Source organism: Stutzerimonas marianensis, assembly GCF_022810315.1.
Lineage (GTDB): Bacteria > Pseudomonadota > Gammaproteobacteria > Pseudomonadales > Pseudomonadaceae > Stutzerimonas > Stutzerimonas marianensis.
Map to the genome: position 1 here is coordinate 515,913 of NZ_JALGRD010000002.1, position 21,301 is coordinate 537,213.

Sequence of the window (21,301 nt, forward strand, 5' to 3'; positions counted from 1 at the left end):
TCACCGCAACAGGCGCGGATCGCCCTTGCCGGCGACCGCCGCCGCTTCGTCAGGCTTGAGCAGTGCGGTGCGCGGCACGTCGAGCAAGCGGGCGCAGGCCGCGAGCACGTTGGCCCAACTGGCCCTGTTGGCGAACTGCATCCCCGCCTCGTCCAGCGTGCCGCCACGATTGCGGTACCCCAGCACCGAATTGCGCTGTGCATCCGGCAAGATGGGCCAAAGGTGCCCGCGTACCACTTCAGGTCGCATGTGGGTGAGCAACACCCGCAACGGCATCCGCTCCGGGAACAGCCGTTCCGCGACGCCATCCGCGGCCAGCGCATCGATTTCCCAGCGGTCCCGCGGCGCTCTGAAGCGCCCAGGTTCCTGAAGATAAACCAGACGATAGGCGACGTCCGCTTCACGCAAGCGCGCGGCCGCCCGTTGCATTTCGGCCAGCTGGTAACTGCCATTGGCAATCAACAGCAACGGCTGGAACCCCTTGGTCTCTTCAATGAGAATCGCGCCATCCTTTGCCAGACGTTCGGCCTGCGCCTGATCGAACAGCGCCGGCCGGTCACGCTTGGGCATGACCATGCACGCCAGAGTCCCGCGTGCCCGGTAGATCGTGGGCAACAGCGCCAGCGCACTGTTGTAGTCGGCAGGAAAGAGCACGCGGACCATGTCGTTCATCTCGCCCAGCAACGCTTCGCAAAAGGTCGTGTCCTGATGCGATTGCTGGTTCTTGCCGTTTTCCCAGGTATGGGACGTCGCGATGATCGGCCAGCCGAGCCAGCCCGCCGGACGCCCGACTTCCTTCTGCTGACGAGCGAACAGGAGACCCTGCCGCACGGCGCCGAGCATCTTCACACAGAACGCCTCGTAGCTGGCCACCAGGTTCAGTCCACCCTGGTTGGCCAGGCACGCCGACACCACCGCCTCCTCGTTGAGCGCGGTAATTACCCGTCCGTCCACCGCCTCGCGCTCGTTTTCCGGCTCAACCACGCGATGCTTGAGCGCCTGCAGAACGCCACTCAACCGATTGCTCGCCAGCTCGTCCGGATTGCCGACCCGCGCGCGCAGGCCTGGGTTCAGGCGCGTCAGCTCGACAAAGAAATCGTCCACCGCGGCCATCGGCGAACAGGCCCCATCGCGGTAGTCCAGTTGCGGCATCGTCGGCTCGTCCGGGTATCGTCGCGCCATCGGATTGTCGCGCTCGAGTGGCCGCCTCTGACGATGACGGCGCAGTAGCTCACGGGCAGCCTGCAACTTATCTGGCGGTACGAATAGCGGTGCGGCGTGTTCATTGAACAGGGCGCGGGACGTCTCATCGTGATGCGGATTACCCGGCAAAGGCAGGTTGTGCGCGGCATTGCTACCGGCACCGTAGAATCCGAAGCCCTTTTCGGTTTCGGCGATACCGTAGGGAATCGGCAAGGGATAGGTCAGGATGCCACGCCCCCTTTCCTCGACACGCCGCTGCAGGCGCTGCTCCATTTCCCACAGCATGCAGACGAAGGCGGCCGGGTCACGACCGTCGAAGGAGATCGGGTCGAAGCCGCATCGACTCAAATGCTGGCGAAACCCTTCCAGCCCTTCATGCGTGCCCAGCTGCGTGCGTTGCTCGATACGCCGGCCGTTGGCGATCATGATCGGCAGGGCCAGGCCGCAATCCTCGGCGCGCCACCAGCGAGGCATCCAGTCGCTTCCCCGTTGCTCTTCGGCAGCGCCGTCGGACAGGAAGGCCACCAGCGTCTCGCCAGGCAGCGGCAGATGCGCGTATTGCAGCTCGGCAAAACCCAGATAGCCCCCTTCGGCAATGCCGCCGCCGGTATGCGCATTCACGTGACTGCCCAACGGAGCCGCAGGCACTCCGTCAGCCGCCAGCGCGTAACCATAGAAGTCCTGCAGCAGGCGATTGATCCCGGCCTCGCCACCGCCGTAGGCCTCTTCCTGCTCAGGATGCAGGTTGTCGCTCAGCAGGTTCAGCGCCTCGATCGCCGCCACGCAATGCCCCTGCCCCATCAACCAGCCGCGGGTCGTACCGGTCAGGGCATTGATACCGAGGTATCCCGCATAGGCCGGGACCATGTTAAGCGATCCTCCGGTATGACCCTCTGGTGCGGGCTTGAAATCCTCGGCGGCCAGCGGCGCCCCATCGAGCCTGATGCGCCGCGCATAGGTCATGTGCACCACCAGCCACAGACCAGCCGAGGCAAGATGGTCGATCGCATGAAGCAAGCGATATACATCGCCCAACGACGGCTGCAGACCGGCCTGGACGATCTGATGAGCCAGCCGGTAGACGGCGGCCTGCGTGTCCAGCCTGTGCTCGAACGGCCCGTAGCCCCGACGCCAGAGCGCGAAGTCCGGCTGGCTTTCGGCATGGCGATCGAGTTCGACAAGACTGGGCAGTAGCTGGGTCATTGGGCTCGCTCCGTTGGTAGATGGTTGCGATAGTCTAGTCAGCGGCCAAATGCGGCTCTCTGACATGCATCAAGACGCCACGACAGGCCGGCAGGCATTCTGCGCACACCCTACAGACAGGAGCGTATATGGCTTTGCTCAGCTTTCTCGGCGCCATCCGGCAGGTTACCGGCTCGTGCTATCTGATCGAAACTCACGGCGGCGCACGCGTGCTGCTCGATTGCGGCATGCACCAGGGTCGCCGTGAAGAGGAGCAAGGCAATCGGGCGGCCTTTGCCTTCGATCCGAAGACACTCGACGCCGTTGTCGTATCCCATGCGCACATCGACCATAGCGGCCTGCTGCCCAAGCTGGTCGCAGCTGGCTACAGGGGCCCGATTCACGCGACGACGGCAACCGCGCAACTGCTCGAGCTGATGCTCCTGGACTCGGCGAGCATCCAGGAAAAGGATGCCGAGTGGGAGAACCGCTGGCGGGCACGCCTGAACAAGCCGCCGATCAAGCCGCTCTACACGCGTGTCGACAGTGAACGGATGCTGCAGCAACGCCAACCACACGCGTATGGCGAGACCTTCGAGGCTGCACCCGGTATCAGCGTGACTCTGTTCGATGCCGGTCACATCCTGGGCTCGGCGATCGTCCAGGTCGATGTCGTGGACTACGGACGCCCGCGCCGCCTGGTGTTTTCCGGCGACCTCGGCAACCACACCTCACCCCTGATGCACTCGCCTACGCCCTTGCATGAAGCGGACGTCGTGCTGATGGAGTCGACCTATGGTGATCGGGATCATCGGGACCATGAGGCGACGGTCGAGGAGCTGGCCGAAGTCCTGCAGCAAGCGCACCGGGACGGGGGCAATGTCCTGATGCCGTCCTTCGCCGTTGGCCGCACACAGGACCTGATCTATTACCTCGGCCAGCTCTACCAGCAAGGCCGGGTGCCTCAACAGGCGGTTTTTCTCGACAGTCCGATGGCCATCAGCGCCAACGCGATCTACGGCAGGTTTCGCGAGCAACTGGAACTCGGCGGCCACGCCGATGACCGCAGCCTGCGGCTCGAAAAATGGCTGCCCATTCTCAAGACGACGCCGACGCCGGAAGAGTCAATGACCATCAACCGCTTCAAGAGCGGCGCGGTCATCATCGCCGGCAGTGGCATGTGCACGGGCGGGCGCATCCTGCACCACTTCAAGCACAACCTGTGGCGCGAGGAGTGCCATGTGATCATTCCAGGATTCCAGGCGCGGGGTACGCTGGGCCGAGCGATCGTCGATGGTGCGAAAACCGTCAAGCTTTTGCATCAGCGAATCGCAGTCAACGCCAGGATTCATACGCTGGGAGGCTTCTCAGCGCATGCCGGACAAACACAACTGATCGAATGGGTCGGCAATTTCCAGCCCAAACCGGAGCTTTATCTGGTTCATGGCGAACTGGAAAAAATGCTGATCCTGCAGCGGACGCTGGCCGATCGCCTGGGCCTGCAGGCCAATATTCCGGAACCCGGTGATCGCATTGCGCTCTGATGCCGATATTGGCGCCGTCCCAGCCAGGCGCTCAGGCCTCGCGTGCCGCCTGCCTGGCCGGCCCCCAGCGCGCCAACAGACCGATTAGGGAGACGCCCCGTATGCCTTTCGACCCGGACGACTACCTGTCGCGACACTTCAAGACGAGCGGTGCGGACCTGTCCAGGAAGCTCGACGAGCTGGTTTCGCTGGTGACGCCACCCGCCAGCCCGAGCCTCGAGCTCTACCGAGAAATGCTGGTGACGGTGATGCGCATGGCGCAGGCTGATCGCAGCCGCTGGGACGCGAAGATCATGTTGCAGACGATGCGCGAGATGGAGCATGCCTTCAGCCGCCTCGAGCCGCTCAAACGACGCCGCAAGGTCACCGTGTTCGGCTCTGCACGAACACCCGTCGAGCATCCGCTGTATGCCTTGGCGAAGAGCCTCGGCTCGATGCTGGCCAGCTATGACCTCATGGTGATCACCGGCGCAGGCGGCGGCATCATGGCCGCTGCGCATGAGGGCGCCGGCACCGACAACAGCCTGGGTCTGAATATCACGCTGCCGTTCGAACAGCACGCCAACGCGACCGTTGACGGCACCGATCACCTGCTGTCATTCCATTTTTTCTTCGTACGCAAGCTGTTCTTCATCAAGGAGGCCGATGCCCTGGTGCTTTTCCCGGGCGGCTTCGGCACGCTGGATGAAGCGCTCGAGGTCCTGACACTGGTCCAGACGGGCAAGAGCCCACTGGTGCCCATCGTGCTGCTCGACGAGCCCGGCGGGACCTACTGGAAGGATGCCTTGCACTTCATGCGTCATCAGCTCGAAGGCAATCGCTATATCCTCCCCACCGACATGCGGCTGATGCGCCTGGTGGACAGCGCCGAGGCGGCCGCACAGGAGATCAACCGTTTCTACGGCAACTTCCATTCGAGCCGCTGGCTACAGGACCGTTTCGTGATGCGGATGAATCACCTGCTGAGCGAAGCGGCGATGGAACAGTTGAATGAGGATTTTGCCGACCTTTGCCTGAAAGGCCGGTTCGAGCAGCAGGCCTGCTGCGAAACGGAGCAAGACGAACCGGAGCTACAGACGCTGCCACGCCTGGCGTTCGCCTTCAACGGTCGGGATCACGGCCGACTGCGCGAGTTGACCGATTACCTCAACGACCCGGACAACTGGGCCAGGTCCGACGGACCTTGAGCCTTCCATTGATAAGAAGATTCAGCCATGGCGCAACAGTCGGCCGATCGCATCCAGTGCATAACCGCGATAACTAAGGAAGCGCCCTTGCCTGGCGCGCTCCTTCTGATCGGCCGGCAACAGGCCGCCAAACTTGCGCTGCCAGACAGCACGTAGCTGCTCGTTCCAGTCGAAACCGCTCTCTTGCAGGGCGCGTTCGATGTCATGTCGATCCAACCCTCGCTGCCCCAACTCCTCGCGGATGCGCAGGGGCCCGTAACCGGCATTGGCCCGCATCCGAACGAAGCTCTCCAGATAACGCGACTCGCTGAGAAGCCCCTCTTCGGCGAGCCTGTCCAGTGCGGACTCCACAAGCTCGTCGGGGGCACCGCGAGCGCGCAGCTTGCGGCTCAGCTCGACACGCCCATGCTCGCGACGTGCCAGCAGATCCATCGCAGCCCGCCGCACGGCGGCGGGACTATCAAGCACGACGGGCATGGCGATCAGAAGTCGGCTTCGACCAGATCCTCAGCGACCGGATTGGCCTTGGTATTGGGAGACACCACCAGTAGCTTGTCGCGAATCTGCTGTTCGATCTCCCGACCGATCTCCGGATTTTCCTCGAGGAATTTGGCGGCATTGGCCTTGCCCTGGCCGATCTTGTTGCCCTTGTAGGCGTACCAGGCACCCGACTTCTCGACCAGGCCCTGTTGCACGCCGAGGTCGATGACCTCGCCATTGCGGTAGATGCCCTTGCCATAGAGGATCTGGAATTCGGCCTGGCGGAACGGCGGAGCGACCTTGTTCTTCACCACCTTGACCCGGGTTTCGCTACCGACCACCTCGTCACCCTCTTTCACCGCACCGGTACGGCGGATGTCGAGACGGACAGAGGCGTAGAATTTCAGGGCGTTACCACCCGTGGTGGTTTCCGGGCTGCCAAACATCACGCCAATCTTCATGCGGATCTGGTTGATGAAGATCACAAGACAGTTGGCATTCTTGATGTTGCCGGTGATCTTGCGCAGCGCCTGCGACATCAGGCGCGCCTGGAGGCCCACATGCGCATCGCCCATCTCGCCTTCGATCTCGGCCTTGGGCACCAGCGCGGCCACGGAGTCGACGATGATGACGTCGACCGCATTGGAGCGCACCAGCATGTCGGTGATTTCAAGGGCCTGTTCGCCAGTGTCGGGCTGGGAAACGAGCAGGTCGTCGACGTTCACGCCCAGCTTGCCAGCATAGTCCGGGTCCAATGCGTGTTCGGCGTCGACGAAGGCGCAGGTGGCACCAGCTTTCTGGGCTTCGGCGATTACCGAGAGGGTCATGGTGGTCTTACCGGACGACTCGGGACCGTAGATAAAGCAAGTCATGCTAGAAACCGCCAAAACTGGTTCAGGTAGCTGTCCACACATCCTCCATCATCTCCCCTCCTCACGCCAAGCCCCTAAACTGTAAAGAATGGGCGGTTGCAGGAGCTGAGTGCAACACGGTTATTGAATTGAGGCAGGTGTATCTATTGCATCGCCATCGCTATTTCTATCGCCTCTATCATCACTTCAATCGGGAATTTCCAGTTGAAGCGTTTGCGTGGCCGGATGTTAAGTTCGTAGGCAATGGCATACGGTGCCGTCAGGGAGCTTTGTTAATGGCATTAAGTAGCTGCTCACGCAACCCACGACCCTGCTCGTCCTTTTTCTGAGCCATCAGGTACACACCCTTCCCGCCTGATTTCTTAGCCCATAACTCACCGATTAAGCGTTTCTCTTTACTGTCGTCGTTGCTTACGCGGTCGCCGCCCTTGTACTCAATGACAAACAGGCGTCCATCTTTGAGACGAGCCACGAAATCGGGATAGGTACGTTGACTCGCCGTCGGCATCCAAAACTGGGTAATATGAACAAGGTTTCTCACCCAAAATTCGACCTCATCCAGCAGCTCGATCGCCTGCGCACAGAGATATTCCTCTGCGTCGTCACCCTTCGCTGTTTTCCAAGGGAGCATGCCCGGAAATGGGTAGTAGTGCTTCTTAAACTTGAATGATCCTGCGTAGTACGAGGTAGCCGGGTACAGAGCCATGTCTGCTGGATAAGTAAACGCATGATCTGGTTCAGATGACGTAACCAGCTCCAAGTCATCATGGAACAGCGCCTGCTGAAATCCTTTGTCATAGGCGTTTTTCTTCGCCAGCAACAATTGCTCGCCAAGCTTTCTTCTAAGAATGAACTGACCTTTCAGAAGCTGCGAAAGCGAGAAGCCCCGTTCCTCAATCAACCCTGTAACCGCCCGACGTAACCATTCACGTAGAACCGGCTGCTTGATTGATGGCTCGCGAATCTCCTGATCCAACCACCCAATCAAGTCTGATGCGGTACGGTCCTGCGCGAAGCCGGGAAGGTACGTGCCCACATCGTCTTTCACATTCTGGAACTGAACCATTTTATCGTCGAGATATACCTCGAAGGTCATGCTCGATTCGTCAAAGTGGAAGGATGTAAGGTCCGGTGGGGATGACAGCAAATCCCAGTTAAACGACGCTGAAACCGCGCCACGGTCAACCAGCTCAAGCTCGCCTTGCTCGACTGAATACAAGCGAGGAACCTGAAACAGAACTCCCCTTTCACTGGGAGCTTTGGCTGCTACCGTAGCTTGCTGATGCCTTTCAACCTCAGCAGCAACTGCCGCTTTTTTCTCCTTACCTATAACCGTCGATACGATGGCTTCAACCGTAAGAAAGTCCAGTTCGTCTTTCAGCTCGACTACTCCACCAGGCCCTTCAGCATCGAGTACAAACAGAACCCGTTCGTGATCACGTTCTGGGATCTTCGAGAAATCAGGAGCCTTTGCTAAGACAACCCTCGATACTGGAAGCTCGGGCGTACCTACTTGACCGCCTTGCAATGCCAGCTCCGGAGGCTTCTCCTTGCGGATGGCAGCAGCAGCTTCCATGGGGTTGAAACCAATATTAATGAGCGATTGGGTCAGCTCACCTGCAGCACGTCCAAATGTATCTGTGGTGACGTGGGCGTAGGCTTTGCTCATCGCGTCCTGGCGGCGCGGAACCGCATATGGCATGCGCAGAACACGTCCTAGAAGCTGCTGAATATCTTTGTCTGATTTCACCTGAGCAACCGAGCAGAAGACGTATGCAAACGAGCAATCCCAACCTTCTTTCAGCGCCTGCTTGGTAATGATGACTTCGATGGGACAGTCATTAGCAAACAGGTCGATTCCATCTATTTCACGTTGCGTACCAGTAGCGATAGCAATCGCTTTTTCGTCCACACCATCGGTGTCGACAAGGTGCCGTTTGACCTCTTCAACAGTGGCTTCACTCTTGGCGTTCTCAGCTTGGATGAGCAGTATGGGACGAATATATTCAGGCTCATCAAGCGCTGTCTTGGCGAGGCTTTTACGTCTCGCTACAGCACTGCTGACAGCAACCTGCCATTCACCGTTATGCTCTTTGAGGATTACGGGAAATTTGATCATATTTTCCGCTTTCAACTCGAATGCGGACACGCTTACCAATACGTTCGAACTGGACACATCAGGGGTTGCAGTCAGCTCCACCACAGCTTTTGGACCAAGACGCTCATACACCGTGTAGGAGAGTGGCGTAGTCGCATTATGCGCTTCGTCCATGATGACCAACGGACCATACAGCTTGAGAAGATTTGCGAATGAGGCTACCGCCTTTCCATCCTTGCCCTTGTCGAGATGTTGGAGTTCCGCCGCAGAACCAGTGAAATGACCCTCAAGATCTTCATGGTGCTCGTAAACCTTACGTCCTTCTTCTTTGTCCACCCTTAGAGCTGCCACGGTAGAAATAACAACGCAAACTTTGGTCACTAAATCGGCTGGACGTATGCGGGTGAATTCAGCCACATCAAAAATTGCTACCTGGCCGCCAAAAGCATCATCCAGCTCTTGGCGGTAGGGGTGCCGATGATCGCGAAATGCTTCGATTGTCTGAGTCTTAATCTGCGTGGTTGGCACCATCCAGAGAACCACCGGGTGCTGACGCTCAAGGTAAGAGGATCCGCAGATTTGGATGATATGGGCACCCATTACCGTCTTACCTCCACCCGTTGGGATGCGGAGGCAGACGTATGGGATATCCGGCAATCCGGGCATCAATTTATAATCACTGACTAACCCAACATCGACGTTGTCCTCAAACGCCTTCGACGGTCCTTCGAGCCGCGCTGCATCAAGGAATTTTTCAAGACTGGTCAATGCACGGTTTTGGTAAAGCTTGAGCGTGAGCGCCATGATCAGCGAGCCTTGATGTCGTATGGGGTTTGCCGAAAGGTGATTTTCGATTCCAGAAGAAGCTCAGAAGAGATTGCGCAAGCTTCACCATATATCACCGTCGGTCCTTCGGTTTTAGTTAAAGCTTTGAGGATCCGCTTGGTGAGTACATTGCCGCCAGTCGCGGTCAAATCGCCAAGTATGCCGTTGAAGAGGAGGTAATAAGAGGTGCCATGATGCTTCCCGAGAAAAGGGGATTTCTCAGCGGATGACGAGCGAGCTGTGCCGGTTTCGGCGAACCAAACGTGAGCTGCCAATTGCTCGAAAGAAATCCCTTCTCGGATATGACCAGTATCATCGAAAACCGGAACTCCCAATTTGTAATATCGATAGCCACCACCACCATTCCAGCCAATGACTTCAGAGATGCCACCTTGCTCACCGTTTACAACTTGCCGCAGCCGAGGGGAACAGAAAAGACGAGCATTATCGGACATCTCAATGCCTATCCAATTACGCTTCATTTTGTGTGCAACGGCAGCGGTAGTGCCAGAGCCTAAAAAGCTGTCCAGTACGAGATCTCCAGGCTTGCTTGCCACCTCCAGAACCTGCCTCAGCAAGCGCTCAGGCTTCGGAGTGTCGAACGCCTCCACATCCTGAAACAGCGCCAAAATTTCCTTCTTCGCCTCTTCGGTGGTACCAGCGTCTATGGCATGCCACAACGTCATAGGTACAAGCCCTTCGTCTTCCCATGGAAACCGTTTGAGGCGAGGCTTACCCTTCCCATTCTTGGGAAAGTAAACACGGTTTTCCGCACGATACCGATTGAATTCCGACTCCAGTGCACCCCAGCACCGCCCTTTGGGAGGCAAATGGGTTTCGCCAGAATCACTAACAATTGGGTACATCTGGTTTGGTCTAAAACCTTGCGCTGAAAACGGAATAGATCGCCACGGACCACGCGGATCTTTGTCGGGATTACCATAGCCTTTATCGTTCGGAGGAAGCAGGTTTCTATACTTCTTCCACTTCGAAGCTTCCATTTTGGCGTATACGAGCATCGTATCGTGGGACGACCCAACCGCAGCGCGGTTTTCACGGGACGTGCGTTTCTGCCATATGATTTCAGCGATGAAATTCTTACGCCCAAAAATCTCGTCGCAGATGACCTTAAGGTAGTGGGCCTCGTTATCATCAATGGTTATCCAGATCGAACCCTCCTGACTCATCAGCTCACGCAAAAGCTCCAGCCGGGGGTAAATCATGGACAGCCATTTCGAATGCTCTAGGTTGTCGTCATACCGTTCAAACGCCGACTTCGTGTTGTACGGCGGATCGATGAAGATGCATTTCACCTGACCGGCGTAGTAAGGAAGCAACGCCTTCAGCGCGTCGAGGTTGTCGCCTTCGATCAGCATGTTCGGAGAGTCCGGCTCTCCATAGGACATTTCAGCAACCGGCTCCAGCAGACGGTACGGCGCTAGGGCAGCCCGCGTCAGGTCGGCATCACGGTTGCACCAAGACAGTAGTGGCATTCAGGGTTCCAAGGACGGCAAATCAATCCCGTACTTTACCTGCTTTGGAGGTGGGCTATCCATCGCCACGGCCCTCGACGAGCCTACCTATGCGGGTAGTCCACCTAAGTGTTAAAGGCGCCTGAACCGCCCCGGGTATCGCGGAGGCTCCACCTTTTGAGAAACTGGAGCCACTATGCCAAAGCCACCGAAGTTTTCCCCTGAGTCCGCGAGCGTGCGGTGCGAATGGTCTACGAAGTCCGGGAGTCACACGACTCCCAGTGGGCGGCCATCGAGGCGGTGTCCAGCAAGATTGGTTGCACTGCTCAGACCTTGAGCAACTGGATTCGCAAGGCCTCTTCCCCCTCAAGCCCCACCCCCTCGGCAGATCCTCGCATCAAAGAGCTGGAACGCGAGATTCGCGAGCTCAAGCGGGCCAACGAGATCCTCAAGGTCGCCAGCGCTTTTTTCGCCCAGGCGGAACTCGACCGCCGTTTGAAGTAATCTGGTCGCTCATCGACGAGCACCGCAAAGCCTTCGGGGTCGAGCCACTGTGCCGCGTGCTGCAAGTGTCTCCATCGGCTTACCGACGCCATGCCGCACGTTTACGCGATCACTCACGACGCTCAGTTCGAGCGATCCGTGACGAGATGCTTGCCGTGCAGATCCGCCGTGTCTGGCAGGAAAACTACGAGGTCTATGGGGCCAGGAAGGTCTGGCGGCAGATGCATCGCGAACGCCAGGGCGTGGCGCGCTGCACAGTGGAGCGATTGATGCGTGAGATGGGGCTATGCGGTGCGGCACGAGGCAAGACGGTGAAGACCACGCAAGCCGATCCAGGCAATGCCAGTCCCAGAGATCTGGTGAAGCGTCAGTTCACCGCCGAACATCCCAACCAGCTCTGGGTCGCCGATTTCACGTTTGTTTCAACCTGGCAGGGATTTGCCTACGTCGCGTTCATCGTCGATGTTTATTCGCGGTTCATCGTCGGCTGGCGCGTCAGTCGGCACATGCGCACGGAGTTTGTTCTGGATGCGCTCGAACAGGCGCTTCACGCCCGGCGTCCTAAGCCTCATCGACTGGTTCATCACAGCGACAGGGGCTCGCAATATCTGTCGATTCGCTACAGCGAACGGCTGGGTGAGGCCGGCATCGAGCCATCAGTTGGCAACACCGGTGACAGCTACGACAACGCGCTGGCAGAGACCATCAATGGCCTTTACAAGACCGAGCTGATCCACAAGCGAGGGCCATGGAAAAGCGTAGAAAGCCTGGAGTGGGAAACGCTGAAGTGGGTGACCTGGTTCAACCATCAGCGGCTGCTGGAGCCGATCGGAAATAGGCCGCCAGCCGAGTTTGAGGCACTATACGAACAGAGTCAGGCAGCCATTCCAGTGGCAGCCTGACTCAAACACAATAGCCTCCGCGATACCCGGGGCGGTTCAGCCTGCAACTATACAGGTCGCTTGCAAACGGGTGTGCAATGAGGCCATTTGCACGTGCCGGAGGCAGTGAGCACCGTGTTTTTTCATATTTAGAAGCTCACCTTATTCTGTTGCGGTTGGGTCGGATTAGAAGTCGGACACTAAGCATCCTTAGCGGCAAGGGTCAATGCAGAGCGCATCCATTTCGGCATTTTGCAGGCCCGGAGCTTGATCAATTCTTCGCTGCTCAGCGCACTGGTGATCTTGGAAATCACCTGCTTGGACAGCCCCTCTTTTCCAATGTAGTAGAGAGCGGTGAGCACCATCCCTACCTTCGTACTGGCATGCTGCAAGCGATCACTGGAGACATGCCTGAGACGAATCACCGCATTGCCAACCTTAATTTCGCGAGTAGAACCACTGGTGTAGAAAGTCGGTAGCACCTGCATTTGCGTGCTGAGGCCCAGCCTCCGAACAGCCTCTGCGCCGTGCATCTGTATCGTCTCTCCGTTTGCCTTGGTGATGACTTCCATAACAGCCAGCGGGCTGGAGCGAACCCTGCCGATGTACTTACTCTGCTTCGGCCGCATGTAGACGCCCCGAGTAACACGCTCAAGCTCGCCTCGGCTGACCAGCCGAGCTACTGCCTTGGCTATGGCGCCACGCGTTCCAAGTTCCGCAAAGCGGCTGATGCAGAAGGGCTGCCCTTTGGGTAAGCGCTTGACCCGTTGCGCAATACGGGTGGATACCGACAGGGCACAATCAGTGTTGGACATTGCGGCTCCCTACCATCCGCGCACCGCAGAAAAGGCCCTAGTTTGTACCGGGCTGAGAAGATCCTTCTCAGCCAGCAAAGCCCGCAGCCCCACACCCGAAAGCTTGAATGGTTAGGTTCGCAGGTGGCGTCCAGCGGAAAAGATAACTTCCGTTGTTCGAAGATTGCCCCTACCACTTGCGGGGTGAGTGCTATAGCTGGCCCCACCCCCTACCCTGTAGACGTAACCCGGTTGGTTGTCTTCTTCATCCTCAGCGACGCTCACCTCAGTAAGGGGCTCCATCAGCCAATGCGTCTCCCCCCTCAGGTGACCAGGCGATACCAGAAATGCCTGGGCCAACCATGAACGATCGTCTAGCTCCTCAAGCACCCGCTGGAGCACTGGGACAGTCGGAATCATGAGCATGCTACCAATTTTTTCATCGCCGTAGTCCCGAACTAGCTCCACGTAAAACCACGGATAGTGGATCTCCTGCTCAACAAACTGCCAGTGCTGTACTTGAGGATCACCAAGAATACCTCCTGGAAGCAGCTCTGCATGCCGGTACGTCATGAACATAGCAATTCCCCCAAAATATTAACAATAGTTAATGGTTATCTGATGTTCAAGGCGGCTTCATCATCCCTTTTGCGGGGAAGAAAAAGAGATGGAGCTGAAGCGCGCATTTGGCATCGCACTAAGGGACACGAGAAAAGCTCGCCATCTCAAGCAAGAAGACTTCGGGGGCGTCAGCAGCCAAACGTACTTGAGCCAGTTGGAGGCCGGCGCAAAGGGACCTACCCTTGAAAAGACGCATGACCTTGCCTCTGTAATGGACGTCCACCCATTGACGATCCTGGCACGTTGCTACCTTCTAATGGATGACACGCTCACGCTGGATCAACTGTTTGAGCGCGTGCGTGCAGAGATTGTCGGAAATTCACACAGTTGAGCTACTGGACGACAGAGAAAGGGGCCTTGAGGTGTTGCCGCCGACGCATTATTGACCCGGGCGCCGACACTATGCTGACCCAACCCAGCAGTCTGAAATATGAAATGCAACAACGAGTTCGGCGTTCGAAACAGGGGCAATGAAATTCCGGTACGTGGGTCAAAAGAGCATCGGCTGCAGCACACCGTCGTTGCCACTCTCTGACAGACAGCTTTTTGCTATGCTGCCGGCCTGCGCCGCGGGACTTAGTTGGCAACGGCTCGCCGCTGCCTCCCCCTGCGGACACTTCATTCAATCGCCTCCTGGAGTAGCGATGAAGCATCATGTGGTGATCGAAGACTGGGACGGCGACGGCGCTATTCGCTTGCCTGACGACGTTTTGCAGGAAATGGGCGTCGACGTTGGGGATACGCTCTACCTTCTTGAGGAATACATAGGCAGCACCCGCTGCCTAGTAATCAGTAAGACACCACGTGTTCCTGATCGCGTTGATGAGCTGGTTGGCCACTGGGAGTCCTTCGGCAAGGTCGCAAGCGATTCGGCCAAGGATGAATAAACCAATGCCACTTGCTTTGGCCCCCTCAGGGGTGTTCTAGCCTCTCTATTGCTGAGAACTACTGCGCTGCTAGAAACAGGGCAAGGTGCCGACGGTTGTCACGCGCGTGTTTCGCTTGGAGAGGATGCTCAGGCGCTCCAATGAGACTGCCGATCGCCATGTGGTGTAACCAGATGGCGCCATCTTGAAAATTGCCGGGATTGAGCGGGGGATCTGTCGATACTGAATGATCGCCCTCTTCCAAAGCGGCGGAGGCCGAAAATATCTGACTACTTCATACCATCCCAAGGACTGGAAGAGTAGACAAGTTCACCTCCCCCACAAAAAGCGTCGATCCGCTTGTAAACCTCGAACAGTGGCATGAGGTCGCCCTGCGCCATGATTTCCAACGGTTTACGGCCATTAAAGAATTCGTTGTGGTTCTCAAGACCCATAAAGCCGTAGACGTTTTCAGGGTTATCAAATACCAGCCGCAGGCTGGCATGGCAGTTCAATACAATGCTGGCCCGCTCCAGTTGATCACGGTCGAGTTCAACGCTTTTGCCCTGCTGAGCACGGGAAATGCTGCTGCGCGAGACACGAAGAACACTGCTCGCCTGCTCGGTAGTGGCCTTCCATTTCTCCAGGATTCTCAGTGCCGTGCGTAGAATTACGCCGCCCTGATCCTTCGAGAGTCCGAGAGCTTTGGAGGTTTCTTGCATGGCGGCCGCTCCTGCATCTACAGCAACAAAGGGGGTCGGTTGCATACGAGCTGCCACGGTACCCGATGTTCGGCTGTGTTAACGCTACTACCAGAAATTTCGTCAGCACCCAGGTTGGAAAATGATAATGGTCTGCTTGCACAACCTAGCAATCAGGCTCAGCTATTCGCCTAAGGTCCGGAGAGGGAACTGTCTCCGGCGGCTTGCTGGAACATTGGGGCTTCGGATCGCGCGTGCGGACATTCGGGTCTGTACTCATGGCATGATCCTCCTCCCGATCAGCTTTCCAATTAAGCGCAGCACATGATGCCGGACGGCGCTGACCACCTAGACGAGAGGATGGCCGATCGGCACGATCAAGTCGGGTCGGTCATTTCGCACGTTTCCCACATCCTTGCTGACCGGGAACCATTCGAAGATTTCGGACGGCTCGCCCTGGTGCAAGATCATCGCCTCGGCGCGCTCCTTGGGCGTGGTTGGGTCCAGCCATTCCTGGGCAAGGTCGGGAGGAAACACCACCGGCCGGCGGTCGTGGATGTCGACCATGCCGCCGTGGCTGTCGGCGGTGATGATCACGAAACCTTCGTGCTCGCTGAGTTCGTGATTCATCAGCGAGAACTGACCGATGCTGGCGCAGAACGTGGGCTTCCGGTCTCGTCGGCGAATGAAGTAGGGCTGCTTTCTCGGCCCGCCTTCATCCACCCATTCATACCAGCCATCAATGGGGCAGAGCGCCCTGTGCGGCCAGGCCGCGCGAAAGAAAGGACCATGGCCACTACCTTGGCCGCTGTGAAGGTGGCGGGTGGCTCAGCTAGAGCGGTTATAGAGAAGCGTAGAGCGAGGGCTACGGTCAGGAAGCGTGTCATGGAGGAAGCGAGCGCCATTGAAAGGGCGCGCATTGTAGGGCGTCAGGTTGGGGGCTGTGGAGACAGCAGTCGACCCACGGCTGCCGGTCGCGACAGGCAACAACCGGCCACAAGCGGACTGTCAACGCAATGTGAGGAAACTAGCGGCTGCCTGCTTCTCAGATCCCCTTCCCTAGCATCTTGCCGTTTACGATTTCCCCGTAAAGGTTCACGCCGTCATTGGCGTGGTACTTATCTCGGGTTTTCTCGACTGAGCCATCAATCAAGCGTGGGTCTTGCGGTCGCTCGTGACTGTTCATGAAGGCCGCCACGTTCCAGGCGTCTTCATCTGGCAGGGTGCCGCCTTTGCCCAGTGGCATGTTTTCCTTGATGAACGCCGCAGCCGTGTTGATTCGATGCATGCCTGCACCCCAGTTGAACGAGTCCGCGCCCCAGAGTGGCGGGAATACATAAAGGTCACCAGACTTCTGCCCTTCCCCGTTCGGCCCATGACAGACGGCGCACTGTGCGTCGTAGACCTGTTCTCCCTTCGCCAGGTCGTATCCGCCTTCGGGTTGTGGCACTTCCGGATAGGCCCGACCTGACAGCTCTTGACCTGTGGGTGCTCCGGTTGCAAGCCAGTAGGAATAGGCTGAAAGCGCGGCGATAACGGGGCCGTCAGCCTCGGGTGCCTTGCCGTTCATACTGAATTGGAAACAGCCCTGAAGGCGCTCGGCATAGCTGTTCACCTTGTCGTTTTTCTTCCGGTACGCCGGATACATGGTGTAGGCAGCCCAGAGCGGTGCAGAGTTGGCTTTCCGGCCTTGTTCGAGGTGGCAGTTCGCACAGGCCAGGCCGTTGCCGACATAGTCGGGCGCATGCGTCTTGGTATCGACGAATATGGCGCGCCCCTGCTGTACCAACTGCCCGTAGGTGTTGTCAGGCAGTTCGCTTTCCTTTGGCGGTTGGAAGTACTTGCTGCTGGCGGGATCACCTGCTCCGGTCAGGATCTGCGACTGATCTTCCATCGCGATGTCGTCCGCGAGCACCGGGAAGCCCAATGACATCAACAGCAGCGCGGTTGTATGGGTCTTCATTTGGCTGCTCCTTTGTCAGTCAGGCCTGCGAAGTACGTCGAGACCGCCGTTACCTCGTCCTCGGTCAAGCTACGTGCGATTTGGCCCATCAGGTCGTTGGGGTCGTTCTTGCGGGTGCCCTGACGCCACGCGGTCAACTGAGACGACAGATACTGTGCCGACTGCCCGGCCAGCGGTGGGAAGGCGTCGCCTACTCCCGTTCCGCTGGGGCCGTGGCAGGCGACGCACTCGGGGATGTTGCGATCCCAGGCGCCGCGCAGCGCAAGGCTTTCGCCAGGCCCGTCGACCAACGCGGTGCGGTCGATTCGCTCGACCTGCGGTTGCGGCTTGTCAGCCAGCATCGTCGAGACGGCGTCGGCTTCCTCATGGCTCAAGGCCGCGGCAATGGGCTGCATGATTGGATTCGCCCGCGCACCGGACGCGAAATCAGCCAGTTGCTTGCGCATGTAATTCGCCGACAAGCCGGCCAGGCGGGGGAATCCTGCAGCAGCCATGCCTTCACCCTCGGCGCCGTGGCAGGTAGCGCACGCCATCGCGGCGGGGTTGGTCCCGCCTTTGCTGTACACCGCAGCGGCATCCGCGGCGTGCGCGGACACGGAGATCGCAAGGAAGAGCCCGGCCAAGGGCCAGAGGGGGACGTTCATGTAGCCTCCAGATCGTTCTTGTTATAGGTGCCGGTGCTGACTGACCGTGTGGTGTTGCTAGCGTTTTGACAACGGCCCCATGATGCCATTCAACGCCTCGGGACGAGGCGCGCCCTGATGCTGCTGCAGACGCCCTTGCTCATCCAGGTAATAGATAGCCGGGGTCGCCGAGGCGCCCATTTCGCCCATCAGGATGAGGTTCGCCTCAAGCTGTTCATTCAACTCGGGCGCGATACGCTCGATGGGTTTGAGCGTGCTGGCCTTGCCCGCGGCCTCGTGCTCATTGAGAGCCGCTTCAGGGTCTTTCGCGGCCAACAGCGCAGCGGATTTGCCTGCGCTGTCCGGGCGCAACATGCCGACCATGACGTGACGGAGCTGAACGTCGCCTGCTTCGACCCAGGGCCGTGCCTGTTTCCAGAACATGTTGCAGAACGGGCAGTTCGGGTCGGAAAACATGTAGATCACCCGTGGCGCCTCAGCCGCGCCGTCAGCAATCCAGGTGCTGCTTTCGAGCCGCTGCCACATCTCGCTGCTCATCGGCTCATACACCAGCTTTTCCAGCGGTGCCTTGGTCAGGTCTTCGCCAGCGGCGTCCAGCAAACTGCCGATCACGACATGATCACCGTCCGGTGTCAGATACAGCGCAATGCCTTGTCCGTTGTAACGCGCCGCGTAGCCCTTTAATCCGCCCGGCGCGTCGAAACTGCCGACCACTTTGGCTCCGCGCGCTTCAATGGCCTGAACCGCGGGAGGCAGCGCTTCGGCCAGCGCCCAGGGCGTCGGCAGTAAGGCGAGCGTTGAGATAAAAAACGAAAGTGAACGTACCGGTTTCATGGCTGGGTTTTAACCTCTAGTTGCTCAAGGGCGCGCGCCAGGCTGGCACGGGACAGCTCGCCGAGGTGGCTGCCAACCTGGCGTCCCTCGGCGTCATAAAAAAGCGTGGTGGGCAGCGACGCAGACCCTACGTGCTGGCCCAGACGACCGCCGGTATCGAGCAGGACGTTTTCCAGGCCGAGCCCTTCGCCGTCGAGGAAGTCGGCAATCAATCGCTCGCCCTCGCCCTGGTTGACGAACAGAAAGGTCACGTCGGTGTTGTCTTGTTGCGCCTGCGCAAGGACTGGCATTTCTCGTCTGCAAGGAGGGCACCAGGTGGCCCACAGGTTGACTACTAGGGGCTTGCCAACGTAATCCTGCAAGGCGACGGGTTTACCCTGGTTGTCCCGCAGGCCCATCTCAGGCAGTCGCGTGCCCTGCTCGAACGCGTGCAACGCAAAGGTCCCGAACCCCCAGCTGAGCACACCCACCAGCACCGCTGCGCCCAGCGGTCGGCGCAGCCCGCTGTCGCGCCAGGCCAGCAAGGAACCCAACAGAACGGCCACCACCAAGCCCGGCCAGGCAATGAAACCGCCGTCACGTATGTCGATCACGCGCCAGGGCTCATCTCGGAAATGCTCGACGTACACCAGCACGAAGGCCAGCCGCGCGACCAGTAGCGCCACCAGCAGCAGCCTGAAGAGCTGTTGTTCCGGATTCCGCTCGCTGCGCCGCCCAACCCACCAGCCGGTCAGCATCGCTATAAACAGGCTCACCAGCATCAGCACATGTGGGACGGCAAGTGCCAGTGGCCCCAGGTTGATCGTCAGCATCAGCCACGCTCCATAGTCTGGTTCCATCTGTTCAGAAATTGATTCGCATCGACCTCGCCAGTGATGCGCTGGGTACGTCGCTCTTCCCCGTCCGGGCCGATGAAGAGCAGCGTCGGCGGCCCCATGACCTGATAGCGGTTCAGCAGCTCACGACTGGCGGGATCGGTCTGCGTCACGTCCGGCCGCAGAATCCGCACGCCAGTTAGCGCCGCCTGCACCTGCGCGTCGCCGAACACCTCCTTTTCCATGACCTTGCAGGACACGCACCAGTCGGCGTAGTAGTCCACCAGCACCCACTGGCCCGCGGCCCTGGCGGCAGCCAGCTCACGATCAAGGTCGGCCGGCTCGCTGAAGCCGACAAATCCGTGTGCAGGCTCTGCACCTTGCGAGGACGCAACGCTGCCCGTGAATACACCGAGCGGCCGCAAGACGTCCTGTGCGCCGCCAGCCGCTCCGAGCAGCAACGCTACGCCCCATATACCAGCCAGCGACGCCACCGCGCGGCTGAGCGCCTGATGCCGCACCAGTTCCCGCGACAGGTGCAACAGCCCGCTGGCGCCCACGACCAGAAGCGCGCCCCACAGCCCTACCCAGAGTGGGTCGGACAACAGCGGACGCAGCACGTAGAGGGCGGCGACCAGAAACAGGAAACCGAAGGACACCTTGACGCGATCCATCCACGGCCCAGGCTTGGGCAGGAAGCGGTTGCCCACTGTCACCAGCAGCACCAACGGCGTACCGATCCCCAGGCCCAGCGCGAACAACACCAGGCCACCGTTCAGGGCGTCGCCGCTTTGGGCGATGTACAGCAGCGCCGCGGCCAGCGGTGCGGTCATGCAAGGGCCCACCAGCAGCCCGGACAACACACCCAACGCGCTGGCCCCGGCGAGGCTGCCGCCCCGGCGCTGGCGGCCGGCCTGCTCCAGCCGATCACGCAGGCCGGCCGGCAGTTGCAGCTCGAAGAAGCCGAACATGGGCAGCGACAGGAGCACGAACAGGCCAGCGAAGCTTGCGATCAGCCACGGCTGCATCAGCCATCCCTGCAGATTCGCACCCAGTAGCGCCGCCACCACCCCAAGGGCGGCGTAGACCAGCGCCATGCTGAATACATAGGCGCCAGCCAGGGCCATGCCGCGGCGAGGCCCGGCCTGGCTACCCACCACGATGCCGGCCAGGATAGGCAGCATCGGCAGCGAACAGGGCGCAAAGGCAAGCAGCAGGCCGAGTCCGAAGAAGATCAGCAGGCTCCAGCCCAGCGACTGCTGCTGTAGCCCGCTGGCCAAGGCCTGGTCGTCGGCCTGAACCGGCGTGGACGGAGGCGTGCTGCTGCCGCCCAGGTCTACCGTGCGGGTTTGCGGCGGATAGCACAGGCCGGCATCGGCGCAGCCTTGCCAGCCGAGTTCAAGCGACGCGATATTCGCATCGGGGAGCTGCACTTCCAGGCTGTCGCGATAGATTCGCGAATCACCAAAATACTCGTCATGGTAGGGCTCGCCAGGCGGCAACTGGGGCTCGGTCCCCGGTGCCAGCCCTGCGAATCGTAGGCGCTCCTGGTAGAGGTAATAGCCGGGCGCAATGTCCCAGCGCAGCACGACTCCGCCAGCGTCAGGCTGCTCGACGTGCAGCGTGAACGCTTCGTCCACGGGCAGAAAGTCCTGCTGCTTCTGACCGAAGGTGAACGGCGAAGCGTTCGCCAGCTGCACGGACCATAGGCAGCAGGCCAGAAAGATAAAAAGCGCTCGCATGCACAACACCCGATTACCCGATTCGACGGCGAGCTTGCCGACTCGGGATTAAGAGGCGATTAACGAGGCTTGC

The 21,301-nt window shown here is 59.3% G+C and carries 15 protein-coding genes, 4 pseudogenes and 1 other annotated feature; of the genes and pseudogenes, 5 read left to right on the forward strand and 14 right to left on the reverse strand.

Annotated features, from left to right (window positions below; all coding sequences use genetic code 11):
* On the reverse strand, positions 1 to 2,406 hold the full coding sequence (locus MST27_RS05670) for a phosphoketolase family protein (RefSeq protein ID WP_243605028.1): 2,406 nt from the start codon (positions 2,404 to 2,406) through the stop codon (positions 1 to 3).
* Positions 2,407 to 2,534: 128 nt separating this feature from the next.
* On the opposite strand from MST27_RS05670, the gene MST27_RS05675 reads away from it, so the two are divergent.
* Entirely contained in the window at positions 2,535 to 3,929 is a 1,395-nt protein-coding gene (locus MST27_RS05675; RefSeq protein WP_243605029.1) for an MBL fold metallo-hydrolase RNA specificity domain-containing protein, read from the forward strand.
* A 101-nt stretch (positions 3,930 to 4,030) separates the two neighbouring features.
* On the forward strand, positions 4,031 to 5,116 hold the full coding sequence (locus tag MST27_RS05680; RefSeq protein WP_243605030.1) for an LOG family protein: 1,086 nt from the start codon (positions 4,031 to 4,033) through the stop codon (positions 5,114 to 5,116).
* 21 nt (positions 5,117 to 5,137) lie between these two features.
* Here MST27_RS05680 and recX read toward each other — a convergent pair whose 3' ends face one another.
* The 5 genes and pseudogenes from recX to MST27_RS05705 form a co-directional block, all read right to left on the reverse strand.
* Positions 5,138 to 5,593, reverse strand: coding sequence for a recombination regulator RecX (gene recX / locus MST27_RS05685; protein ID WP_243605031.1), 456 nt, complete (start codon positions 5,591 to 5,593; stop codon positions 5,138 to 5,140).
* A 5-nt stretch (positions 5,594 to 5,598) separates the two neighbouring features.
* A pseudogene (gene recA / locus MST27_RS05690) lies at positions 5,599 to 6,456 on the reverse strand (recombinase RecA); the annotation flags it as partial.
* A 132-nt stretch (positions 6,457 to 6,588) separates the two neighbouring features.
* A pseudogene (locus tag MST27_RS05695) lies at positions 6,589 to 6,716 on the reverse strand (IS30 family transposase); the annotation flags it as partial.
* 11 nt (positions 6,717 to 6,727) lie between these two features.
* Positions 6,728 to 9,370: a DEAD/DEAH box helicase gene (locus MST27_RS05700; protein ID WP_020309267.1), complete on the reverse strand. Its 2,643-nt coding sequence runs from the start codon at positions 9,368 to 9,370 to the stop codon at positions 6,728 to 6,730.
* A 2-nt stretch (positions 9,371 to 9,372) separates the two neighbouring features.
* Positions 9,373 to 10,884: a site-specific DNA-methyltransferase gene (locus tag MST27_RS05705; protein ID WP_042938859.1), complete on the reverse strand. Its 1,512-nt coding sequence runs from the start codon at positions 10,882 to 10,884 to the stop codon at positions 9,373 to 9,375.
* Between the two features lie 175 nt (positions 10,885 to 11,059).
* Here MST27_RS05705 and MST27_RS05710 point away from each other — a divergent pair.
* A pseudogene (locus tag MST27_RS05710) lies at positions 11,060 to 12,269 on the forward strand (IS3 family transposase).
* Positions 11,325 to 11,441: a sequence feature (AL1L pseudoknot), on the forward strand. (Overlaps the previous pseudogene by 117 nt.)
* Before the next feature lie 179 nt (positions 12,270 to 12,448).
* Here the strand turns inward: MST27_RS05710 and MST27_RS05715 are convergent.
* On the reverse strand, positions 12,449 to 13,063 hold the full coding sequence (locus MST27_RS05715; protein WP_020309305.1) for a DUF6088 family protein: 615 nt from the start codon (positions 13,061 to 13,063) through the stop codon (positions 12,449 to 12,451).
* Positions 13,064 to 13,709: 646 nt separating this feature from the next.
* Between MST27_RS05715 and MST27_RS05720 the strand changes: the two genes are divergently transcribed.
* Together MST27_RS05720 and MST27_RS05725 are read left to right on the forward strand one after the other, a co-directional pair.
* On the forward strand, positions 13,710 to 13,994 hold the full coding sequence (locus MST27_RS05720; protein WP_033956485.1) for a helix-turn-helix domain-containing protein: 285 nt from the start codon (positions 13,710 to 13,712) through the stop codon (positions 13,992 to 13,994).
* A 313-nt stretch (positions 13,995 to 14,307) separates the two neighbouring features.
* Complete coding sequence (locus MST27_RS05725) at positions 14,308 to 14,550, forward strand: AbrB/MazE/SpoVT family DNA-binding domain-containing protein (RefSeq protein WP_020309227.1); 243 nt, start codon at positions 14,308 to 14,310, stop codon at positions 14,548 to 14,550.
* Positions 14,551 to 14,819: 269 nt separating this feature from the next.
* Here MST27_RS05725 and MST27_RS05730 read toward each other — a convergent pair whose 3' ends face one another.
* The 7 genes and pseudogenes from MST27_RS05730 to dsbD all read right to left on the reverse strand — a co-directional run bounded on the left by MST27_RS05730 (position 14,820) and on the right by dsbD (position 21,228).
* Positions 14,820 to 15,251, reverse strand: coding sequence for an antitoxin Xre-like helix-turn-helix domain-containing protein (locus MST27_RS05730; protein WP_243605032.1), 432 nt, complete (start codon positions 15,249 to 15,251; stop codon positions 14,820 to 14,822).
* Positions 15,252 to 15,578: 327 nt separating this feature from the next.
* A pseudogene (locus MST27_RS05735) lies at positions 15,579 to 16,022 on the reverse strand (SOS response-associated peptidase); the annotation flags it as partial.
* A gap of 253 nt (positions 16,023 to 16,275) precedes the next feature.
* Positions 16,276 to 17,193 carry a c-type cytochrome gene (locus MST27_RS05740; RefSeq protein WP_017940153.1) on the reverse strand — a complete coding sequence of 306 codons (918 nt, stop codon included), beginning with the start codon at positions 17,191 to 17,193 and terminating at the stop codon, positions 16,276 to 16,278.
* Entirely contained in the window at positions 17,190 to 17,837 is a 648-nt protein-coding gene (locus tag MST27_RS05745) for a c-type cytochrome (RefSeq protein ID WP_045431035.1), read from the reverse strand. Before MST27_RS05745 ends, MST27_RS05740 begins: the two co-directional genes overlap by 4 nt.
* Positions 17,838 to 17,894: 57 nt before the next feature.
* Positions 17,895 to 18,671 (reverse strand): thiol:disulfide interchange protein DsbG, encoded by a 777-nt coding sequence (dsbG, locus tag MST27_RS05750; RefSeq protein ID WP_017940151.1) that lies wholly within the window; start codon positions 18,669 to 18,671, stop codon positions 17,895 to 17,897.
* The gene (locus MST27_RS05755) at positions 18,668 to 19,483 is read right to left on the reverse strand and encodes a TlpA family protein disulfide reductase (protein ID WP_017940150.1); all 816 of its coding nucleotides are present in this window, start codon (positions 19,481 to 19,483) and stop codon (positions 18,668 to 18,670) included. The genes dsbG and MST27_RS05755 overlap by 4 nt, the downstream gene beginning before the upstream one ends.
* Positions 19,483 to 21,228 carry a protein-disulfide reductase DsbD gene (gene dsbD, locus MST27_RS05760; RefSeq protein WP_075750112.1) on the reverse strand — a complete coding sequence of 582 codons (1,746 nt, stop codon included), beginning with the start codon at positions 21,226 to 21,228 and terminating at the stop codon, positions 19,483 to 19,485. Before dsbD ends, MST27_RS05755 begins: the two co-directional genes overlap by 1 nt.
* Positions 21,229 to 21,301: the final 73 nt, after the last annotated feature.